Below are 19526 nucleotides of genomic sequence, written 5' to 3'. Positions count from 1 at the left end.
CAATGGGCTGGGAAAGGACGAAAGCAACAACTATGGAGTTGCCTCCTGAGCCATCCTTTATGGGATGGCTGTTAGCAGGAGGTGTTGCCGCAGTTGTGGGTGTTTTGCTGTTTATCCTGCATGCGTCAGGCATGGTTAAGGCTCTGGCTGCATTCAATATCTGGTGGCTGGCATCCAGCCCGGTTCTTGGCTGGTTTTTCCTGTTTTGTTTACGGGGGTGGCTGTGGGGCAGAACCGTCAATGAACATCAGTTTTTGCAGAAGGAAGCTGAATATGGACAGCAACAGTGGGAGGCCTGGGCTGGACGCTATCTGACCGTACTTGGAAGTAGCATACTGCTACCTTCCGGAGTGACCTCTGACGCTATTGCTAAATCAGATGCTGCAGATGCACCGCAATTTCTTTCACTGACCAGCCATTTTGATGCGAAATCGACAGCGTCCACCTTCTTGCTCGAACTGGGTCTGGCCGGTGTACAAAATGCGATTGCGATCTTGCCTGCGGCAGTGCCGTTCAACGTCACCATTGTGAGCGACATGATTTCGTCTGACTTCGAGACTCAGTTTCGCGAATCATGGGGAAAAATTTACCCGGGGCATGAGGTAACAGGCTCGGTTTCATGTTGTGAAACTCTTTCTTTTGCCTGGGTCGAAGAGCGCCTTAAAAATCCCGTTTTCGATATTGATTTAATCCTGATATTGCAGCACCAGGGTGCTGAACAGTATTCCGATGCACTCGCAGCGATGGTAATTACCAGCGATGATGTTGCTGAAAAATATCACCTTCCTCACTCTGCCCGCATATTGCGACCGATGCCACTGGACATGGCAAATTTCAAGGCTGATATGGGATTGTTCCTTGAAACACAAACGATCGCCTGTCAGACATCAAACGTGTTTTGTGACTACGGGCACTGGAATGACGGGTTTGCTGATCTAATGACTGCATCTCAATCGCATCTGACACCGTGGGTGCCGCAGGAAATTGATGTACTGGAAAAATATAACGGTATTCCAGGGGCCGGGAGTGCGTGGCTTTTAGCCACATTACTGGCCGACATCGTGTCCGTCAGCAACAAACCTGTTTTAGGGTTGTTTACCTCAGGTACTGATCGTTTTGTCAGTACTGTTACCTCAGGGAGTGGAAATAATGATGCCGGGTAGTACATGGAGCAGAGGGGGACTTGCCGGCATAATAGCCTGCATCTCAGCGATTATAGTGGCCGTGATCCTTCATTTCGGCCCCTCGCATGGCCTTGATACCCGACTGAAGCAAGTGCTAGCATTTGTTGCCGTATGGATAGTCTTGCTGATTGTTTTCTATACGCCGTTTATGTTCCTGTTTATGAAGGAAAAGTACCATCGCTGGCGGGAACAGAAGAACAATGCGTTGCCTTCTGATGAATCAAGAGTTGCCCGGACTCTGCCACGCAATGTCACCGTTGATTCCATCCGTGACGCCATGCGTAACCTCTACGGTCGTCGCTGGGGGCGTAAAACACGCATCCTGCTGGTCACTGGCACCGTCTCTGAGGTGGAGCAACTGACTCCGGGTCTCACAGCTCAGTTCTGGCAGGAAGATCGGGGCACGCTGTTGCTGTGGGGCGGAGACCTCAACACGCCAGCCGACAGTGCCTGGCTGACCGCGCTGCGCAAACTGCGACGCCGTCCGGTGGATGGTCTGGTGTGGGTCACTTCGGCCTTTGACCAGCTCTCAGCACCAGGGCTGGAACAGCCGCTGCCGGTACCATCAGAAAGCAACATGGATTCCCTGTCTCATGCCATCAGTGCACGTATGGATAAGCTTGGCTGGCAGCTCCCGCTGTATGTGTGGTCCCTACACTCTCGCGCCGGTAAGCAGGAAGGGCGCATTACTCAGGCGACCGGTTGTCTGTTGCCTGCCGGTTGTCGTACCGAAGGGCTGGCAGAGCAACTCACTGCCCTGACGCCTGATTTGACTTCACGGGGGGTGCAACAGACCTGCAGCGAGGTGAAACATAACTTCCTGCTGATGCTTGCTGACCAGCTTATTCGCGAGCCACAGAGCGTGACTGCGCCGCTGTCGGTGATGCTCAATCCGTATCGCCCGCTGCCACTGGCTGGCGTGCTGTTCAGCCAGCCTTCTGCGGGTGCTGAACGTGCTGTGACGCATCACTGGGGCATGGATAAGCGCTGGGATATTCTGCCTGAATCTGTCCGGATGCTTCCTGCTGGACTGCGTCCGCGCAAACCGGGCATTCCATGGCGTAAAGTGTTTGCATCGGTTGTCGCCCTGGCGATGGTGGGCTGGGCTGCGTGGATGGGCATCGCGTATGTCACCAACCGCAGCCAGATAGATGGCGCTAATGTACAGGCCTCGACGGCTGCTCGACAGAATCAGCCCCTGGAGCAGCGTTTGCATGCCCTGTCGGAACTGCAGAAAACCCTGGCCCGCCTGCAGTACCGCTCACAACACGGCGTACCCTGGTATGAGCGTGCCGGGCTAAGTCAAAATGATGCGCTACTGGCCGCACTCTGGCCGCGTTATCAGGACAGCGCGCAGCCCCTGTTGCGCGATGCCGCAGCCCGCCATTTGCAGGCGCAACTGAATACCTTTAATGCCCTTCCACCAGGCAACCCGCTGCGTGAGCAGAGGGCTAAAACCAGCTATGACCAGTTGAAACTTTACCTAATGCTGGCCCGTCCGGAGCACATGGACGCCGCCTGGTTCAGCACGGCGCTGCTGAAAGACTGGCCAAAGCGTGACGACGTGAAAGACGGTGTCTGGCAGGGCATGGCCCCGTCACTGCTGTCGTTCTGGGGCGCGCAGCTGGCAACGCATCCGGAGTGGAAGCTCCGTGCCGATGATAGCATGGTCAGTCAGGCCCGCTCTCTGCTGGTTCGCCTGATGGGGATGCGTAACAGTGAATCGACCCTGTATCAGAAGATGCTCGCTCAGGTTGCTCATCTGTATGTCGATATGCGTCTGGAAGACATGACCGGCGACACCGATGCCTCCCGCCTGTTCAGTACCACCGAAATCATACCGGGGATGTTCACCCGCCTGGCCTGGGAGCAGGCCGTGCAGCCCGCCATCGAGAAAGTGGTGAAAGCGCGCCGGGACGAGCTCGACTGGGTGCTGACTGACAGTAAACGTCAGGCAACGACACAGGATGAAACCTCGCCGGAAGCGCTGAAAAAGCGTCTGATGGAACGTTACTTTGCGGACTACGGCGGCGCATGGCTTGAGTTCCTCAACAGCCTGCGCTGGAACCAGGCCACTACGCTGTCGGACTCCATTGACCAGCTGACCCTGATGGCCGACGTACGTCAGTCACCTCTGGTGGCACTGATGAACACCCTTAACGTGCAAGGCCGCACCGGGCAAACAGGTGAGGCGATTTCAGATTCCCTGGTGAAATCGGCGAAGAATCTGCTCGGGGGTGATAACAAGGATGCCATTGACCAGAGTGCCGGCGTTCACGGTCCGCTGGATGCAACCTTTGGTCCGGTCCTGGCGCTGATGGATAAGAACCGCACGGGAGCGCAGGAGCAAAGTCTGCAGTCATACCTGACCCGGGTGACACAGGTGCGTCTGCGTCTGCAGCAGGTGACCAATGCTGCCGACCCGCAGGCCATGACCCAGACCATTGCCCAGACCGTATTCCAGGGTAAAGCTGTTGATCTGACCGAAACCCGTGACTATGGCAGCCTGATTGCCGCCGGACTGGGCCAGGAGTGGAGCGGCTTTGGCCGCACGGTGTTTGTGAACCCGATGGAGCAGGCCTGGCAGCAGGTTCTGACCCCGGCGGCCGACAGCCTCAATGCCCAGTGGCAGCAGGCGGTGGTGGCTGAGTGGAACAGTGCCTTTGGTGGACGCTATCCGTTTAACAACTCCAGCAGTGATGTTTCCCTGCCTCTGCTGGCCAAATACCTTAACGGGGATTCCGGGCGTATCGCCCAGTTCCTGCAGACCCGCCTCAAAGGTGTGCTGCACAAAGAGGGTAACCACTGGGTACCGGACAGTATCAACTCGCAGGGGCTGGCGTTTAACCCGGCGTTCCTCAATGCCATCAACACGCTAAGTCATATCTCGGATGTCGCCTTCACCGAAGGCAGTGCCGGCATGAACTTCGAGCTGCGTCCGGGGACCGCCGATGGCGTGATGCAGACCGACATGATTATCGACAGCCAGAAGCTGACCTACGTGAACCAGTTACCTGCATGGAAGCGCTTCTCGTGGCCTGCGGATACGGAGGCTCCTGGTGCGAACCTGAGCTGGATCAGCACCCAGGCCGGAACCCGTCAGTACGCCGATATTCCTGGCGCCTGGGGCTGGATCCGCCTGCTCGATAAAGCCGCGGTCAGTGCTTACCCGGGTGTGGGCAGCAGCTACAGCCTGAGCTGGAAAGCCGAGGACGGCCGCATGCTTAATTACACTCTACGTACCGAAGCGGGAGAGGGGCCGCTGGCACTGCTGAAGCTGCGTAATTTCCGTCTGCCGGAAACCATCTTCAGCACTACCGGAGTTGCACCGTCAGACCAGGTTGCCAGTGCGAACAGTGATGCAGAGGAGGTCTACTGATGAGCACGCTCAATACCTTACTCAGTGCCTGCCAGACAGAACAGGAACCATTACTTGTAGCAACCCGTGAGCGTGTGGCGCAGTGGGACAGATGGCTTCAGCCGCTGTCCGGGCAATCGCCCGCTGGCGAAGACCCGGTCTATGACGATGACTTCCAGCAGATGCGCGAAGAGGTCAACAAACTTTCCGGTGCAGATACAGAACTCATCTGCCGGCTGGCAGAGAAGCTGCTAACTACCACCGCCAAAGATATCCGTGTTGCCACCTACTACTGCTGGGCGAAGCTGCATCGCGAAGGTGAGCAGGGCCTGGCCGAAGGACTCGAACTGCTGTGCGGCTTGCTGGAGCGCTTTGGTACTCAACTGCACCCGCAGCGTGACCGCAGTCGTAAGGCGGCGCTGGAATGGCTGGCGGGTTCGCGTATGACGGATTCGCTCTCACTCTACCCGGAAGTGGTCAGGATCGATGCGATGCGCACCACAGGCGCGCTGCTGCTGATAGCACAACTGACCGAAAATGAGCCGGAAGAAACCCATCCGGAACTTAACTCGTTATATGGCGCGCTTGAAATTCGTCTGCAGAAAGCGGGGGGCGTGGATGCGGTGGTACCGCAGAACGCCAGAACCAGCGAACCTCCTTCGTTTGCCAGTCACGACGATGGCCCGCCTATCGGGCGGATCACCTCTGGTCAGGATTTGCTGGCTCAGGCCCGCACACTCACCGAATATTTGCGTGAGCAGCCGGACGGCTGGCTGTCAGCACACCATCTGATGAAAAGCCTGCGCCATGACACCCTGCGGGCCATCCCTGCCCCGGATGCGCAGGGTCGCACGCGCATCGAGCCACCAAGGGCGGATCAGCGTGCGTTACTCAAACGCCTCTACCTGCAGCAGAACTGGGCTGAGATGCTGGAAGCGGCCGATAGCACCTTCTCCCGCGGTGCCAATCACCTGTGGCTGGATCTGCAGTGGTATATCCATCAGGCGCTGACGAAGTCCGGCCAGGAAACGCTGGCCGACATTATTGCCGCTGACCTGAAAGGGCTGCTGTCTCGCCTGTCCGGGCTGGAGACGCTGGCGTTCAGTGACGGTACCCCGTTTGCGGACGAAGTGACGCTGAACTGGATCCATCAGAGCGTGCTGGACAGCGTCGGTGGTTGGGGCAATAGCACCTCATCTGCCCCAACCACCGCCGATAACGATGGCATTCTGGCGCTGGAGCCGGAAGCCGTGGCACTGGCCGACAGTGAAGGACCGGATGCCGCGCTGGGCTGGTTACAGACCCGGCCGGGTATAACCACCGATCGTCAGAAGTGGCTGTTGCGTCTGCTGATGGGCCGCATTGCTGAGCAGTACGGTAAAAATGAGTTGGCGGTGCATCTGTTTGCAGAGCTGGGCGAGCGGGCCGATGAGCTCACTCTTACGAACTGGGAGCCTGAGCTGCTGTTTGAGGTTCAGGCCCGCCATCTGAAACTTCTGCGGCTGAAAGCCGGTCGCAGTGAGGCTGATAAGGTCCGCCTTACACCGGTAATGGATCTGCTACTGTCCGGACTTATTCACCTTGATCCGGCACGAGCTGCTATTTTATGTGGATGATGAATAACGAATCAAAGTGTAGGGACACGTTACCTGGATGGGTGGAAAAAAACATTTATCTATAAAGGGAATGCAACGCGTCAGGATTTTTGGTCTTTCGCTCTAATGAATGTAATTGTGGTTTTAATTATTGCTGCAGGAAGTTACTTGATCTTGGTTGAGGTTATCGCTGATTATACCAGTAGAGGTGGCATGGCGCTGGTGTGGATTTATTTTGTTTATCTACCTCTTTGCAGTATTGTTCCATTGATTTTATTTCTGCCCATTCTGTCTCTTGGTATAAGGCGTATGCATGATATTGGGAAGTCAGGATGGTGGTTTGGTGGTGCATTACTCTTTGAATTTGTGGGATGGCCCATCATTATTTCTGCTATTAATTATCTTTTGGTAAAATTTCTCAGTGAAGAAATAACTCTGTTAATGTTAAATGTAATTAATATGATATCTTCAGCCATTATTGTCCTTGGCGTTCTTTGGTTATGTTGTCAACCAACCAACCAAACAAGACCTTTCTGTATCACATACTGAATTGTAAATTTTTAGTGTTTCTCTTGAAAGTTAATTTTTTGTTGATAAGGATATTTACATGATTCGCAAGAACAGAATTTTGGCATTGTAATTGGCATTTTTTTTTGGTTTCTTAGGTCTGGATCGTTTTTATCTAGGTAAGATCAAAACTGGAATATTAAAACTCATAACCTTAGGCGGCTTTGGCATTTGGTGGTGTATTGATGCCACCCTGTTACTTTTGGATGCATTCCTTTATTCCTTGGGAAAAGACCGTGGGTTTGTGAAGGATAAACGCGGACAGGATCTTAAATATGGTCTTTCTGCTTATCGCTTTAAAGAGGGGTCATTCCAGCAGGACTGGTTTGCAGATGATTCAAATACTGGAGATAAAGAACCTATAGTCTCACATGGGGATGCTCAGTCTAAGGCGATACCTAAAAACTGGCTGGGGAGAAACTGGAAATGGGCAATTCCCTTTACCTTTGCTTGTCTGATGGCTGGTGTCTTTAGTGGCATAATATCAATGATGAAAAGTAGCGAAGTATACAAAGTGTCTATGGCGGCAGTGAAAGATGATTCCCGTAGTACGAATTTACTGGGTACCGATATCTCTGATGCATTTTTAGTTTCCGGGGAAGTCAGCGACAGTGCAGCCAGCATAAAGATCCCGGTCAGTGGAAGCAAAGGCAAAGGGAATGTTTATGTAAAGGCCACAAACACCACCGGGCATTGGAAATACCAGATTCTGACGCTGCATACTGAGAATGAAGACATCGATCTTCTGACAAAAAAATAATTCCTGACGTAATGTCAGTGAAGTGACATTCCCGGCGTTATTTAATCACGGGATCTCAAAGAAGTTGATTTCTACGGAAATACAAATGAAAGACCTTACCCTGCGTTATTACGACGCGGAAATGCGCTACCTCCGAGAAGCGGCCAAAGAATTTGCTCTGACCCACCCGGACCGGGCCGCGATGCTGGATCTGGATAAGGCCGGCACACCCGATCCGTATGTAGAGCGCTTGCTTGAAGGCTTTGCTTTCTCAATGGGGCGACTGCGCGAAAAGATTGATGACGACCTGCCGGAACTGACCGAAGGGCTGGTCAGTATGCTCTGGCCACATTACCTGCGTACCATTCCGTCACTCTCAGTGGTGGCGTTCACACCTGCGCTTCAGGCCGTGAAGATGGCGGAAGTGATGCCCGCGGGTCTGGAAGTGTACTCCCGCCCGGTGGGGTCAAAGAACACGGTCTGCCGCTACCGCACCACCCGCGATGTGATGCTCAACCCACTGAACATCTCAGGGGTGACCATGACCACTGAGCCCGACGGGCGCTCGTTACTGCGGATGCGCTTTGCCTGCAGCCCCCAGGCGGACTGGTCACATGCGGACCTCAGTCACCTGAGTCTTTATCTCGGCGCGGATGCGCCCGTCAGCAGTCAACTGCATCTGATATTGACCAAACGGCAGGCTGCTTTGTATATGCGTCTGCCCGGGCAGACCGACCGTATTCGCCTCGACGGATACTTCTCGCCGGGGGGATTTGCGGAGGAAGACGGGCTGTGGCCAAAAGGTGATACCGCGTTCAGTGGTTACCAGCTGCTGCTGGAGTATTTCACCTTCCGCGACAAGTTTATGTTTGTCCACCTCAACGGCCTGGACGGCATTGCGCCACCTGCCGGAGCAGAGTACTTCGACATTGAAGTTGTGTTCAGTACGCCGTGGCCATCAGACCTGCCGGTCACCGATGACGCGGTTCGTCTGCACTGTGTGCCGGTGATTAACCTGTTCACGCTGGAAGCTGACCCGCTCACCATCACCGGCCTTGAAAGTGAGTATCTGCTGCGCCCTAAGCGTCTGCAGGATGGGCATACTGAAATTTATGCGGTGGATTCGGTTACTGGCTCAAACCGCACCAGTGATGCGGAATACGTGCCGTTCAGCAGCTTCCGCCACAAAGGAGGGATGATGCGTCGTCATGCACCCCCGCGTTATTACCACACCCGTGTTAAGCGTGGCGTCACCGGTCTGTATGACACATGGCTTATCCTCGGCGGGCACCAGTGGGAAGATGACCGTTTGTTTGAGCGTGAGGCCGTGTCGCTGCAAATCACCGGCACCAACGGTCAGTTACCGCGTCGGGCATTGCAGAGCACGCTGCTCGACCGCTGTGAGCAGGTGGTGCAGACGCCGCTGACGGTAAGAAACCTCTGCAAGCCGACGCTGCCGGTTTATCCGCCTGCGGAAGACCGTTTCCACTGGCGGGTGCTGAGCCACCTCGGCTCCGGATTCCTGAACATGATGAGCACCGCCGAAGTGCTACGCGGCACGCTGGCGCTCTATAACTGGCAGGAAGATGAACTGAACACCCGCCGTCTGGAGGCGATTCAACATGTGGCACATCATCGCCTGCAGCGATTCGAACAGGGATTCCTTCTGCGCGGCCTGGATATTGAGGTGACCCTCGATAGCAACGGCTTCATCGGTGAGGGCGATATTCACCTCTTTGGTGAAATGCTCAACCGGTTCTTTGCACTCTATGCCGATATGAATCAGTTCAACCAACTTACCCTCATCGTACAGCCAGAAGGAAAATGCATCCGGTGGAAAGAGAACCACAGTCCACGTCTGCCCGGCTGATAGCGCAGCTGGGGGACCGGCTGCCACATATCAACTTTTACCGCTTCTGTCAGTTGCTGGAGCAGAGCCAGCCGGACAAACCGGTTACGGGCAGTACCTGGCAGGTACGTCATGAACCGGTACGTTTTCGGCCACACCCGGGGATGGGCTTCCCGGCATCTGAAATCAAAGGGATTGAGCAGCCTGAGCATTCGCACTTGCCGCCGACGGTACGCATCACCTTTATGGGGCTCTACGGCGCGGAGTCCCCGCTGCCGACGCACTATATCGATGACATTACCCAGCGACGGGAAGGGTATGAGGCCACCGCGGATTTCCTCGATATCTTCAACCACCGGCTGATTGCCCAGTACTACCGTATCTGGCGTAAATACTCATACCCGGCGAGCTTCGAAGCTGGCGGTAAGGACAATATCTCGCAGTATCTGCTGGGGCTGGCAGGGCTTGGTATCGACGGCTGCACGGACAGCATCGCGACCCCGGTTTCACGTTTTCTGGCACTGCTGCCGGTCATGTTGCTGCCCGGACGTACCGCAGAAGGTATGGCCTCGCTGGTGCGTCTGCTGGCACCCGGCACGCAGGCGAAAATCTGGCACCACGACAAACGCCGTGTGCCGCTGAAGAAGCTCCTGGCCATGAGCGTGCGCCAGCCTGTCACCCTGACAACCCGGCCGGTGATGGGCAGCTATGCCACCGACGTAAACAGCCAGGTACTGATGCGCCTGACTACCTCTGACCCAGCTGAAGTGCAGGGCTGGTTACCGGGCGGGGAGCTTCACATGGATCTGACGGCGCTGCTGCACGTGTATCTTGGGTCTCGCCTGGATGTCCGCCTGCAGTTGTGTGTCGACCGTAGCCTGCTGCCGGATGCGACAATGAGCGCTAAACCCAACGACGGAGCAGTGCAACTGGGCCGCACCGCCGTGATGCGGCCGCTGAATACAGCGAACACCGTCACGCACGCCAAAACTATAACCATCAATCTTGGCCGCTATGAGCGGGTACAGGAAAATATTCACCGCAGGGAGACCGATGAAGATGGCGATTACCGCTGCTAAATTTCCTCTGGCTGCGCTGGCCGTCGGTATCACATTGATACTGGCTGGCTGTGGGCTGACTCAAAAAGTAACAGATGGCACTGTTGCTGTGACCAAATCGATCTTTTATAAGCAGATAAAAACCCTGCATTTGGATATTCGCGCCCGCGAGGCCGTCAACAGCAATGCTGGCGGGGTGGCGTTGTCCACCGTGGTGCGTATTTATCAGCTTAAAGACCGGAAAACATTCGACACGACGGACTACCCGTCACTGTTTAAGGCTGACAGCCAAGCCATTAAAGCAGACCTGGTGGCAGAGAAAGATATCCGCCTGCAGCCGGGCGGGGCGGTCACGGTCGATATGCCGATGGATGAAAATGCGCAGTACGTGGCGGTGGCCGGGATGTTTATGTCCCCGGACCAGGCGAACAACACCTGGCGGGTGGTGCTGAGCCGCGATGACCTTGATCCGGATAAGGCACGCGTCATCGAAGCGGGCAACAACAGGCTGACCCTGCAGGCGCTGAAAAATGAGTGAGTCACCACGTCCGTCCCTGTATGAAATCCTGTACGGCAATTTCGCCGGCGGTCTTGATCTGCACAGCGTCAGCGAGGAAAACCAGGTCATTCTGTCGGTACTGGATAATATGCAGCGCATCCTCAACTGTCGCGCCGGTACGCTGGCGCATCTGCCTGACTATGGCCTGCCAGACATGACAAAAATCCTGCAGGGAATGCCGGGTTCTGCGCATCAGCTGATCACCACGCTGTCGGCGGTACTTCTGAAGTACGAACCGCGCCTGAGCAGAATTACGGTGGTTATGCTTGATCAGACCCAGCCCGGCGAACTGCGCTACGCCATTGACGCGGAACTCAAAGGCATCGGCCTGGTGCGTTACGGCACCGAATTTATGCCCGAAGGCCGGGTACTTATTCGCCATCTGAAACAGCAGCAGTATCTGGATGCCCGCTCCGCAATATAGTCTTTACTCTGGCTGAACCATCATGATAACTCTCTCTGAACGTCACCTTAAAACCGGTGGCGACCCGCGCACGCATGCGGATTTTGCCGCTTTGCGTAATGAAATGAACAAACTGACTCATCCGGCGCGTCCGGATGTGAACTGGCAGCAGGCGGAAAACCTCTGCCTGGCGCTGTTTGAACACAACGGTGTAGACCTTCAAACCGCCGCCTGGTACACCCTCGCTCGCGCACACCTGGCCGGGCTGTCTGGTCTGAATGATGGGCTGTCGATTCTGGTGGCGCTTATCACCCGACAATGGAGCAATCTGTGGCCGCAACCGGTGCCTGCCCGGATGGATATTCTCGGCACGCTCAGTAACCGGGTGCGTTGAAAGTACGTATGTTCCTGAGCCTGAACCGCTTCCGGAATACCTGCCCCCCGCGAAACCCTGGAAGCCTTTTGCTGCTGGTATGGCGACCATGCTGGTGCTGGCTGGAACCCTGGCATGGGGATGGGAGACGATGCGCCAGCCTGACCCGGTCCAGGAACAGATTGCCACAACGCTTTCTGCCGATCGGCGACAGCCGCCTCAGTCACCTGAGGCTGTTATTCGCCAGACACAGCAGTTATTGCAGTTAAAGCCGGACTGGGCTCTTAGCTATGGCGATAGCCTCGTGCAGCAGTTACTCATGCAGTGGCCTGAACAGGGCAAAGCCCTGGCGCAGCAGTGGCAACAGCAGAAGGCGGCTATTGCCCTGGCACCGGAAAACCTGACCGGCTGGCAGCAGGGAATGACACAGCTTGAGCAGCTGGCGAACCGGCTTAACGCCCTGGATCAACAGAAGGGTAAGTATATGACGGTCAGCGAACTGAAATCGGCGGTGTTCGCCATCATGCAGTCGCTGAATCGCACCGTACCGGTAGAGGAGCAGTTGCGTCAGCTCTCTGAGATCCCCGCAGAGCAGGACAATAACGCCGTCCGGCAGCGCCAGGTGGAACAGCATCTGCAACAGCTGATTGCCTCCTGGGCTGCGCTGAAATCAATCCAGACTGAATAAAGCCGAAAAGATGACAAGGACGACAACGTGTCAGCCAGAGAACGTTTTTTTAAAAAAGTGCAGGATAAAAACAACAGAGTTACGTCGGGCAAAAAATCCGCTGACGCAGAAGTCAGGGCATTCTGCTCACGAATGGATGAGCTTGCGCAGCAAATAAGCCAGTGGTTTGCGGGTTCAGGAATTGAGGTGACATTTTCCACCAGACACCTCCATGACCTGAGCGCGGTGGGCTACAGCCTGAACAGCGGGATATATCGGTATGACATCACCGCGATCCAGTTAAAAAACGGTGACCGTAGCGTCCGACTTCTTCCCGAGCAGCTCTGGAATGGCACCGAGACGGGTCTTGTGATCCTGCAAGTCGATGCGCCCGGTATCAGGCAGGTCTTTTATCTGAGCATGGCGCCAGAGACCGGATGGTTTATTCGGCGTCAATATCAGAGCGCAAAAGATAACGTCATCATGACGGAAGCGCTGTTTTTTGAGGCTGTTGACAGGCTGGCGTGAAGCCCGCGAGCCTGTCAACTCACTGACTGGCCTACTTCTGCAACAGTTCAGCAAATTTCGCCAGCCACTGCGGATGCGCAGGCCAGGCGGGGGCGGTAACCAGATTATCATCGACATACGCCTCATCGATACCGATGTCGGCATAGTACCCGCCGCTGAGTCTGACTTCCGGCGCACAGGCTGGATAGGCGCTGCAGGTGCGACCCTTCAGAACATCAGCGGCAGCCAGTAATTGCGCGCCATGGCACACGGCGGCGATCGGTTTACGCGCCTGGTCAAAGGCCTGCACCAGTTTGATGACCTGCTCGTTCAGCCGTAGATATTCCGGCGCCCGTCCGCCCGGAATTAACAGGGCGTCATAATCCTCTTCTTTCACATCAGCGAAATTGGCGTTGAGAATAAAGCGATGGCCTGGCTTCTCGCTGTAGGTCTGGGCGCCGTCAAAATCATGGATCGCCGTCATGATAAAGTCACCTTTGGCTTTGTCAGGACAGACCGCATCAACCTGATGGCCAATCATCTGCAGTGCCTGAAACGGCACCATCGTTTCGTAATCTTCAGCGTAATCCCCGACCAGCATCAAAATCTTCTTGCTCATCTTAACCACTCCTCAAGGAATATATTGAAAGACAGATGGCGACATCACGCCGCCAGCACTTTATTACGACCATCATTCTTGGCGCGATACAGCGCATCGTCCACGCGCTTAAACAGATCGTCAATACTCTCATCAGGGTTATGCCGCGCCACTCCAATGCTGACGGTAAAGCGGGGCAGGCCGGGGATGGTAATGCGGGCGATCGCCGCACGCAGGGTTTCTGCGATCTGCATTGACGCGTCCAGCGACGTGCGGGGCAGCAGCAGCACAAACTCCTCGCCACCCCAGCGGAAAACGTAATCGTCCTTCCGACAACAGCTTTCCAGCATCCGCGAGAGGGCAATCAACACCTCATCCCCTTTTTGATGCCCAAACAGATCATTAATACGCTTGAAATGATCCGTGTCCACCAGCAGCAGGCTGAACTCCTGCTGGGCCGGAAGATGATTCGGTGAGGCCTGATCGGTAAGGTGATAAAACTGGCGGCGATTGAGCAGCCCGGTTAACGAATCGCGTAGTGCGGCGTGTTCCAGCTCCTGCTCGAGCCGTTTTTGCTCGGTAATATCGTGAATGATGCACAGCATCAGTTTATCGCCGTAGATCTCAATCGGGCCGGCATAGGTCTGAACATGCCGGGTGGTGCCGTCAGCAAGTCGATGGACAAAGTTGAGCGGCTTATGGCCGCCGGGCAGGCGTGAGATCTCCGTCATCACCGGCATAATATTGCGCCCGAGGGTATTGATCTCCCAGGTGTGCTTGCTGCACATCTCCTCATGGGTGTAGCCATAAAAATTGAGCGCCGCGAGATTGGCATCAACCAGCAGACCGTCCCGGGCGGGATCGATTAACAGCATTGGCGCACTGTTGGTCTGGAAAAAGCGGGCGTAGAACCCCTGTTTTTTGCGTTGATAGGTGCCAGAGCTGGTGGCCTTGAGGCCCGTGACCGGCTGTCGGGCAATGCCTTCAAAAATAATCACCTCACCACAGCTGTCAAACACGGCCAGCGAGAGTCGACAGCTGAGGCTGGTCTGCTGGTTATTGACCAGCACGCTCCAGATCTCGATGATCTCTTGCTGGGTTTTTAAGTCGGGCACATACATCGCAAGCGTTGCCTGGGCATGTGCCGAGCAGACCCCTTTGCGCAGGCTGTCCAGCGTCGCGTCCTGCATGATCTTTTTTGCGGCTGTATTGGCGAACAGGACATCCTCCGTAACCGGGGATACCACCCATACGGGCGTTTTAAGCATATCCAGTGCAGCAAACCCTGTAGGCGACATAGCTCAGTCTCATTTATCGGCACATCAAATGTCTGAGAACCACGGCGGAGCGGAACGCGTGGGCTTCTTTGAAACATACTCTACTTCATTCGCTCAGGCAGGATTTTTTTGTGATATTCGTATGAAATTCGTATTAATTTTACCAACTGGAATAGTTTTATTCTCAACGGGTCGGCAGCATTGATTAAATTAATTTTCCTGTCTGCCCGAAGGAAAGGTAGTGCTGTTTTATACGAAAATGTGTTTAGTATCGGATTGAGGTTAAGAAAACATTAGGCTTTTTTTCAAAAAAATTATAAAAAGCATATTCGACACAAAATAGTTTAAGCCCGGCTAACGAATACAGCCTTAAAGCGTGCGTGCGGCTTAAGTGTATAATTAATCAGGGCCACTACTTTTCAAGGCATTAAGCATGCAATCTTCTTATTGTCAGATGTTAATGCATGGGAGTCCCGATCAAACAGGTTTTATCTCCTCCTTAAGGTAAATTCCAGAGCCTTTAAGATTAATAAATTGTCTCTACGAAATGAGGGTGAAAAATTAAAATCAGAATGCTATATATTCCCTATCATATGAAAATACCGCTGTGGGATATATTATGCTCAGAAACATTAGCGTAAGAACCTTTATTCTTTCTTATCTATTAGTCGTGCTTCTGGTAATTGATGGAATAGTCATTCTTTTAGCACCGCAAACATCTTTGTTAATTGCACTTAATATTTTATTCGTCGTCGCGTTCGTGCTCCTGCGGGTTTACATGACCCAATACCTGGTCGTGCCCATCAATACGGTTAAGAGAAGCATAGAAGAGGTGGTCTCCGGCAATCTGGGTGTCACGATCCCGGAATTTGGTGATAACTGCGCGGGGCGATTGATTCCGGGCATCAACACGCTGTCGAGCAACATCGCCACGCTGGTGCGCGAGATCCGTTCTTCCTCTGCGACCGCAATGAGTCTCTCTGAACAACTGGCCGCTCGCAGCTCAGCTCTGGCGGCAAAAACAGAGCTGCAGTCCGCATCGCTGATCCAGACCTCTGCCAGTATGGAACAGATGGCCGCCACCACTAAAAACACTGCCGATAACACCCGCCTTGCTAACGAGAAGGCCAACGTGGCGACCCGACAGGCGCAGAAAGGCGGGGAGCTAATGGGGCAGGTCGCCACCAACATGAACTCCATCACCGAATGCGCTCAGCAGATGACCGAGATCATCACCATGATCGACGGTATCGCCTTCCAGACCAATATTCTGGCGCTCAATGCGGCGGTCGAAGCGGCCCGCGCCGGTGACCATGGCAAAGGCTTCTCGGTCGTGGCCGGGGAAGTGCGCAGCCTGGCGCATCGCAGTGCCGAGGCGGCAAAAAGCATCAAATCCCTGATCGCCGTTACCAGCAGCAACGTTAACCAGGGGGCGATGGTCGTCGCTGAAGCCGAGAAGAACATGCAGGAGATCGTTAGCGGCTCCGGGCAGGTCAGCAAACTGATGGATGAGATCTCCACTTCAACCTATGAACAGGAGAAGGGCATCGCGCAGATCACTCAGGCGTTAACCGATCTGGAAAACGTCACCCAGAGTAACGTGGGGATGGTGGAGGAGCTGTCCGGCTCCTCGGCGGTGCTGAAAAATCAGGTAGTTGAGCTGCAGGCCCGCACGCGAAACTTCCATCTGGAACCGGCATCACTATACGATGGGCAGTTCAAACCCGCGCGAGCCTGATATCACAAGAGATATAAGAGCCTGGTTCGCCAGGCTTTTTTGTGCGTCAGGGTCCATTCAGGAATAGTCTCTTTTATGAATAAATTCAGCGCGATGGCGAGGTAAATGGTTGCTTAACCTGCCGGGGTGGCTAGACTGACAGCAAAGAACAGCTACTGGCGGAGGCGCTGTGGAAGGCTTAAAAGGATCGGAAGTTAACGTTCCTGACGCAGTTTTTGCGTGGATACTCGACGGTAAGGGCGGGGCAAGACCGCTCACCAACAATGATGTTATCGATCAGCAACATCCCTGCTGGCTGCACCTGAACTATACCCAGCCGGAGAGCGCTCACTGGCTGGCCTCAACCCCGTTATTGCCCAATAACGTCCGCGACGCGCTGGCCGGAGAAAGCCTGCGCCCGCGCGTGACCCGCATGGGCGAGGGGACGCTCATTACCTTGCGCTGTATTAATGGCAGCACCGATGAGCGGCCGGATCAGCTGGTGGCGATGCGCGTCTATATGGATGAGCGGCTGATTGTCTCCACCCGTCAGCGCAAAGTGCTGGCGCTGGACGATGTCGTCGGGGATTTAAAAGAGGGCACCGGCCCGGGCGATTGCGGTGGCTGGCTGGTGGATGTTTGCGACGCGCTCACCGATCATGCCAGCGAGTTTATCGAAGAGCTGCACGACAAAATTATCGATCTGGAGGATAACCTGATCGATCAGGTCATTCCCCCTCGCGGCTTCCTCGCGCTGCTGCGCAAACAGCTGATCGTTATGCGCCGCTACATGGCCCCGCAGCGCGATGTTTATGCCCGACTGGCGAGTGAGCGTCTTCCCTGGATGAATGACGATCAGCGCCGCAGAATGCAGGATATTGCCGACCGGCTCGGACGTGGACTCGATGAAATTGACGCCTGTATTGCCCGTACGGCGATACTAACCGACGAAATCGCTCAGGTCATGCAGGAGTCGCTCTCCCGCAGAACCTACACCATGTCGCTGATGGCGATGGTCTTTCTGCCCAGCACCTTCTTAACCGGGCTATTTGGTGTCAACCTCGGGGGGATCCCCGGCGGGGAGTTCCGCTTTGGCTTCTCACTGTTTTGCATCATGTTAGTGGTTTTAATAGGTGGTGTTGCATGGTGGTTACATCGCAGTAAATGGTTGTAAATTTGCACAATTTTGTCGTTCTGACAGGTCTGAAACGCCATTTTAATTGAGCGAGGTCAATAAACCCTTTACCCATAAGGTGCAATATCTCTTCCGCAGGTGAATGCAACGTCAAGCGATGGGCGTTGCGCTCCATATTGTCTTACTTCCTTTTTTGAATTACTGCATAGCAAAATTGATTCGTACGACGCCGACTTAAATAAGTCGGCTTTTTTTTGCCTGCAACCCAGCAGCGACTACCCTAAAAGAGTCATCCCGCTCTTCTGGAGGGTAATATGAGCATGCTTTTAACACTGCTGCTGCAACAGACGCGGCAATCGGACCCGGTCCCCACCGATCCGGTGCCTGTTCCCGAACCGATCCCACGCCCACAGCCGATGCCGGATCCGCCACCGGATGAAGTGCCCATTAAAATGTCGCATCAGAGGCGGAGATCTGCGAGGATACGCGCCTGCTGACTGTGTGTCTTTTACCGCGAGAATAACTGTGACTGCTTTTTCAACGCTGAACGTACTGCCTGCCGCCCAACTCGATAACCTTAACGAGTTGGGTTACCTGACGATGACCCCTGTACAAGCTGCCGCCCTGCCAGCGATCCTGGAAGGACACGATGTCCGCGTACAGGCGAAAACCGGCAGTGGCAAAACGGCAACGTTTGGCCTCGGGCTGTTACAGCATATCGACGCCACCCTTTATAAGACCCAGTCTCTGGTGCTTTGCCCGACGCGCGAGCTGGCGGATCAGGTCGCGGCTGAGTTACGTCGTCTGGCGCGTTTTCTGCCCAACACCAAAATTTTAACCCTCTGCGGTGGTCAGCCGTTCGGCGCCCAGCGCGACTCGTTGCTGCATGCGCCGCACATCATCGTCGCCACCCCGGGGCGTTTGCTCGATCACCTGCAAAAGGGCACCGTCTCCCTCGAGGCGCTGCAGACGCTGGTGCTGGATGAAGCTGACCGGATGCTGGATATGGGCTTTAGCGAGGCCATCGACGAGGTGACCCGCTTCGCACCGCCGTCGCGTCAGACCATGCTGTTCTCTGCTACCTGGCCAGAGGCGATTGCCGCCATCAGCGGCCGCGTGCAACAAAACCCGATCGCCATCGAAATCGACACCGTCGACGCGCTGCCGGCAATTGAACAGCAGTTCTTCGATACCACCCAGCGAGGCAAAATCCCGCTGCTGCAAAAGCTGCTCAGCGTGCATCAGCCGGCCTCATGCGTGGTGTTCTGTAATACTAAAAAAGATTGCCAGGCGGTATGTGATGCCCTGACCGAAGCCGGACAGAGCGCACTGTCGCTGCATGGCGACCTGGAGCAGCGCGATCGCGATCAGACCCTGGTGCGTTTTGCCAACGGCAGCGCCCGCGTGCTGGTGGCGACCGACGTGGCCGCCCGCGGTCTGGACATCAAATCCCTCGAGCTGGTGGTGAACTACGAGCTGGCGTGGGATCCGGAAGTTCACGTTCACCGTATCGGCCGTACTGCCCGTGCCGGTAACAGCGGTCTGGCGATCAGCTTCTGCGCCCCGGAAGAGGCGCAGCGCGCCAATATCCTGGCGGAAATGCTGCAAATTAAGCTCAACTGGGTCGATGCTCCGGCCAACGTCAGCGTTGTGCCGCTGGTTGCCGGGATGGTGACGCTCTGTATCGACGGCGGTAAAAAAGCCAAAATGCGTCCGGGTGATGTGCTGGGTGCGCTGACGGGTGATATTGGGCTGGATGGTGCCGATATCGGCAAAATCGCGGTGCATCCGGCGCACGTGTATGTGGCGGTGCGTCAGTCAGTGGCACAAAAAGCGTGGAAACAGCTGCAAAACGGCAAGATTAAAGGCAAAACCTGCAAGGTTCGTCTGCTGAAATAAGCGGGCGGGAGAGCGTCTCAGCGCGATCGCTGAGACGCTTA

Annotated in this window: 16 protein-coding genes and 1 pseudogene; 15 read left to right on the top strand and 2 right to left on the bottom strand. The window is 55.1% G+C overall.

Translation table 11 applies throughout. The features are described 5' to 3' along the window. Positions 1 to 2 precede the first annotated feature (2 nt). The 11 genes and pseudogenes from G7090_RS12480 to G7090_RS12425 all read left to right on the top strand — a co-directional run bounded on the left by G7090_RS12480 (position 3) and on the right by G7090_RS12425 (position 12880). Positions 3 to 1163, top strand: coding sequence for a hypothetical protein (locus G7090_RS12480; RefSeq protein WP_166182642.1), 1161 nt, complete (start codon positions 3 to 5; stop codon positions 1161 to 1163). Further along, on the top strand, positions 1150 to 4563 hold the full coding sequence (locus tag G7090_RS12475) for an ImcF-related family protein (protein WP_166182641.1): 3414 nt from the start codon (positions 1150 to 1152) through the stop codon (positions 4561 to 4563). The genes G7090_RS12480 and G7090_RS12475 overlap by 14 nt, the downstream gene beginning before the upstream one ends. Next, complete coding sequence (tssA, locus tag G7090_RS12470) at positions 4563 to 6158, top strand: type VI secretion system protein TssA (protein ID WP_166182640.1); 1596 nt, start codon at positions 4563 to 4565, stop codon at positions 6156 to 6158. The genes G7090_RS12475 and tssA overlap by 1 nt, the downstream gene beginning before the upstream one ends. A gap of 3 nt (positions 6159 to 6161) precedes the next feature. Further along, entirely contained in the window at positions 6162 to 6686 is a 525-nt protein-coding gene (locus G7090_RS12465; protein WP_166185284.1) for a DUF805 domain-containing protein, read from the top strand. A gap of 91 nt (positions 6687 to 6777) precedes the next feature. Then, positions 6778 to 7464: a cytochrome c oxidase assembly factor Coa1 family protein gene (locus tag G7090_RS23655; protein WP_207630070.1), complete on the top strand. Its 687-nt coding sequence runs from the start codon at positions 6778 to 6780 to the stop codon at positions 7462 to 7464. Positions 7465 to 7549: 85 nt separating this feature from the next. Then, the gene (gene tssF / locus G7090_RS12450) at positions 7550 to 9313 is read left to right on the top strand and encodes a type VI secretion system baseplate subunit TssF (RefSeq protein ID WP_166182639.1); all 1764 of its coding nucleotides are present in this window, start codon (positions 7550 to 7552) and stop codon (positions 9311 to 9313) included. Continuing rightward, positions 9268 to 10371, top strand: coding sequence for a type VI secretion system baseplate subunit TssG (tssG, locus tag G7090_RS12445; protein ID WP_166182638.1), 1104 nt, complete (start codon positions 9268 to 9270; stop codon positions 10369 to 10371). The genes tssF and tssG overlap by 46 nt, the downstream gene beginning before the upstream one ends. Further along, complete coding sequence (tssJ, locus tag G7090_RS12440; protein ID WP_207630122.1) at positions 10352 to 10888, top strand: type VI secretion system lipoprotein TssJ; 537 nt, start codon at positions 10352 to 10354, stop codon at positions 10886 to 10888. The genes tssG and tssJ overlap by 20 nt, the downstream gene beginning before the upstream one ends. Continuing rightward, positions 10881 to 11333 carry a type VI secretion system baseplate subunit TssE gene (tssE, locus tag G7090_RS12435; protein ID WP_166182636.1) on the top strand — a complete coding sequence of 151 codons (453 nt, stop codon included), beginning with the start codon at positions 10881 to 10883 and terminating at the stop codon, positions 11331 to 11333. The genes tssJ and tssE overlap by 8 nt, the downstream gene beginning before the upstream one ends. A gap of 22 nt (positions 11334 to 11355) precedes the next feature. Then, positions 11356 to 12373 (top strand): annotated as a pseudogene (locus G7090_RS12430) (VasL domain-containing protein). A 27-nt stretch (positions 12374 to 12400) separates the two neighbouring features. Then, positions 12401 to 12880 carry a hypothetical protein gene (locus G7090_RS12425; RefSeq protein WP_166182635.1) on the top strand — a complete coding sequence of 160 codons (480 nt, stop codon included), beginning with the start codon at positions 12401 to 12403 and terminating at the stop codon, positions 12878 to 12880. A 31-nt stretch (positions 12881 to 12911) separates the two neighbouring features. On the opposite strand, the gene G7090_RS12420 is transcribed toward G7090_RS12425, so the two are convergent. Both G7090_RS12420 and G7090_RS12415 read right to left on the bottom strand, forming a co-directional pair. Further along, positions 12912 to 13478 (bottom strand): DJ-1/PfpI family protein, encoded by a 567-nt coding sequence (locus tag G7090_RS12420; RefSeq protein ID WP_166182634.1) that lies wholly within the window; start codon positions 13476 to 13478, stop codon positions 12912 to 12914. Positions 13479 to 13522: 44 nt separating this feature from the next. Further along, positions 13523 to 14755: a sensor domain-containing diguanylate cyclase gene (locus G7090_RS12415; RefSeq protein ID WP_166182633.1), complete on the bottom strand. Its 1233-nt coding sequence runs from the start codon at positions 14753 to 14755 to the stop codon at positions 13523 to 13525. 598 nt (positions 14756 to 15353) lie between these two features. Between G7090_RS12415 and G7090_RS12410 the strand changes: the two genes are divergently transcribed. The 4 genes from G7090_RS12410 (at position 15354) to dbpA (ending at position 19485) form a co-directional block, all read left to right on the top strand. Beyond that, entirely contained in the window at positions 15354 to 16472 is a 1119-nt protein-coding gene (locus G7090_RS12410; RefSeq protein WP_166182632.1) for a methyl-accepting chemotaxis protein, read from the top strand. A gap of 169 nt (positions 16473 to 16641) precedes the next feature. Further along, a complete protein-coding gene (zntB, locus tag G7090_RS12405) occupies positions 16642 to 17625 on the top strand; it encodes a zinc transporter ZntB (protein ID WP_106993091.1) in 984 nt (327 codons plus the stop codon). Between the two features lie 281 nt (positions 17626 to 17906). Next, the gene (locus tag G7090_RS23900; RefSeq protein ID WP_269468323.1) at positions 17907 to 18083 is read left to right on the top strand and encodes a hypothetical protein; all 177 of its coding nucleotides are present in this window, start codon (positions 17907 to 17909) and stop codon (positions 18081 to 18083) included. A 28-nt stretch (positions 18084 to 18111) separates the two neighbouring features. Next, on the top strand, positions 18112 to 19485 hold the full coding sequence (gene dbpA / locus G7090_RS12400) for an ATP-dependent RNA helicase DbpA (RefSeq protein ID WP_166182631.1): 1374 nt from the start codon (positions 18112 to 18114) through the stop codon (positions 19483 to 19485). The last annotated feature ends 41 nt before the right edge of the window (positions 19486 to 19526 follow it).

Origin of the sequence: Leclercia sp. 29361 (assembly GCF_011290365.1) — a bacterium.
Taxonomy (GTDB): Bacteria; Pseudomonadota; Gammaproteobacteria; order Enterobacterales; family Enterobacteriaceae; genus Enterobacter; species Enterobacter tamurae.
The sequence above is the reverse complement of the archived record's forward strand: the minus strand, read 5'-3'. Positions and strand labels throughout refer to the sequence as shown.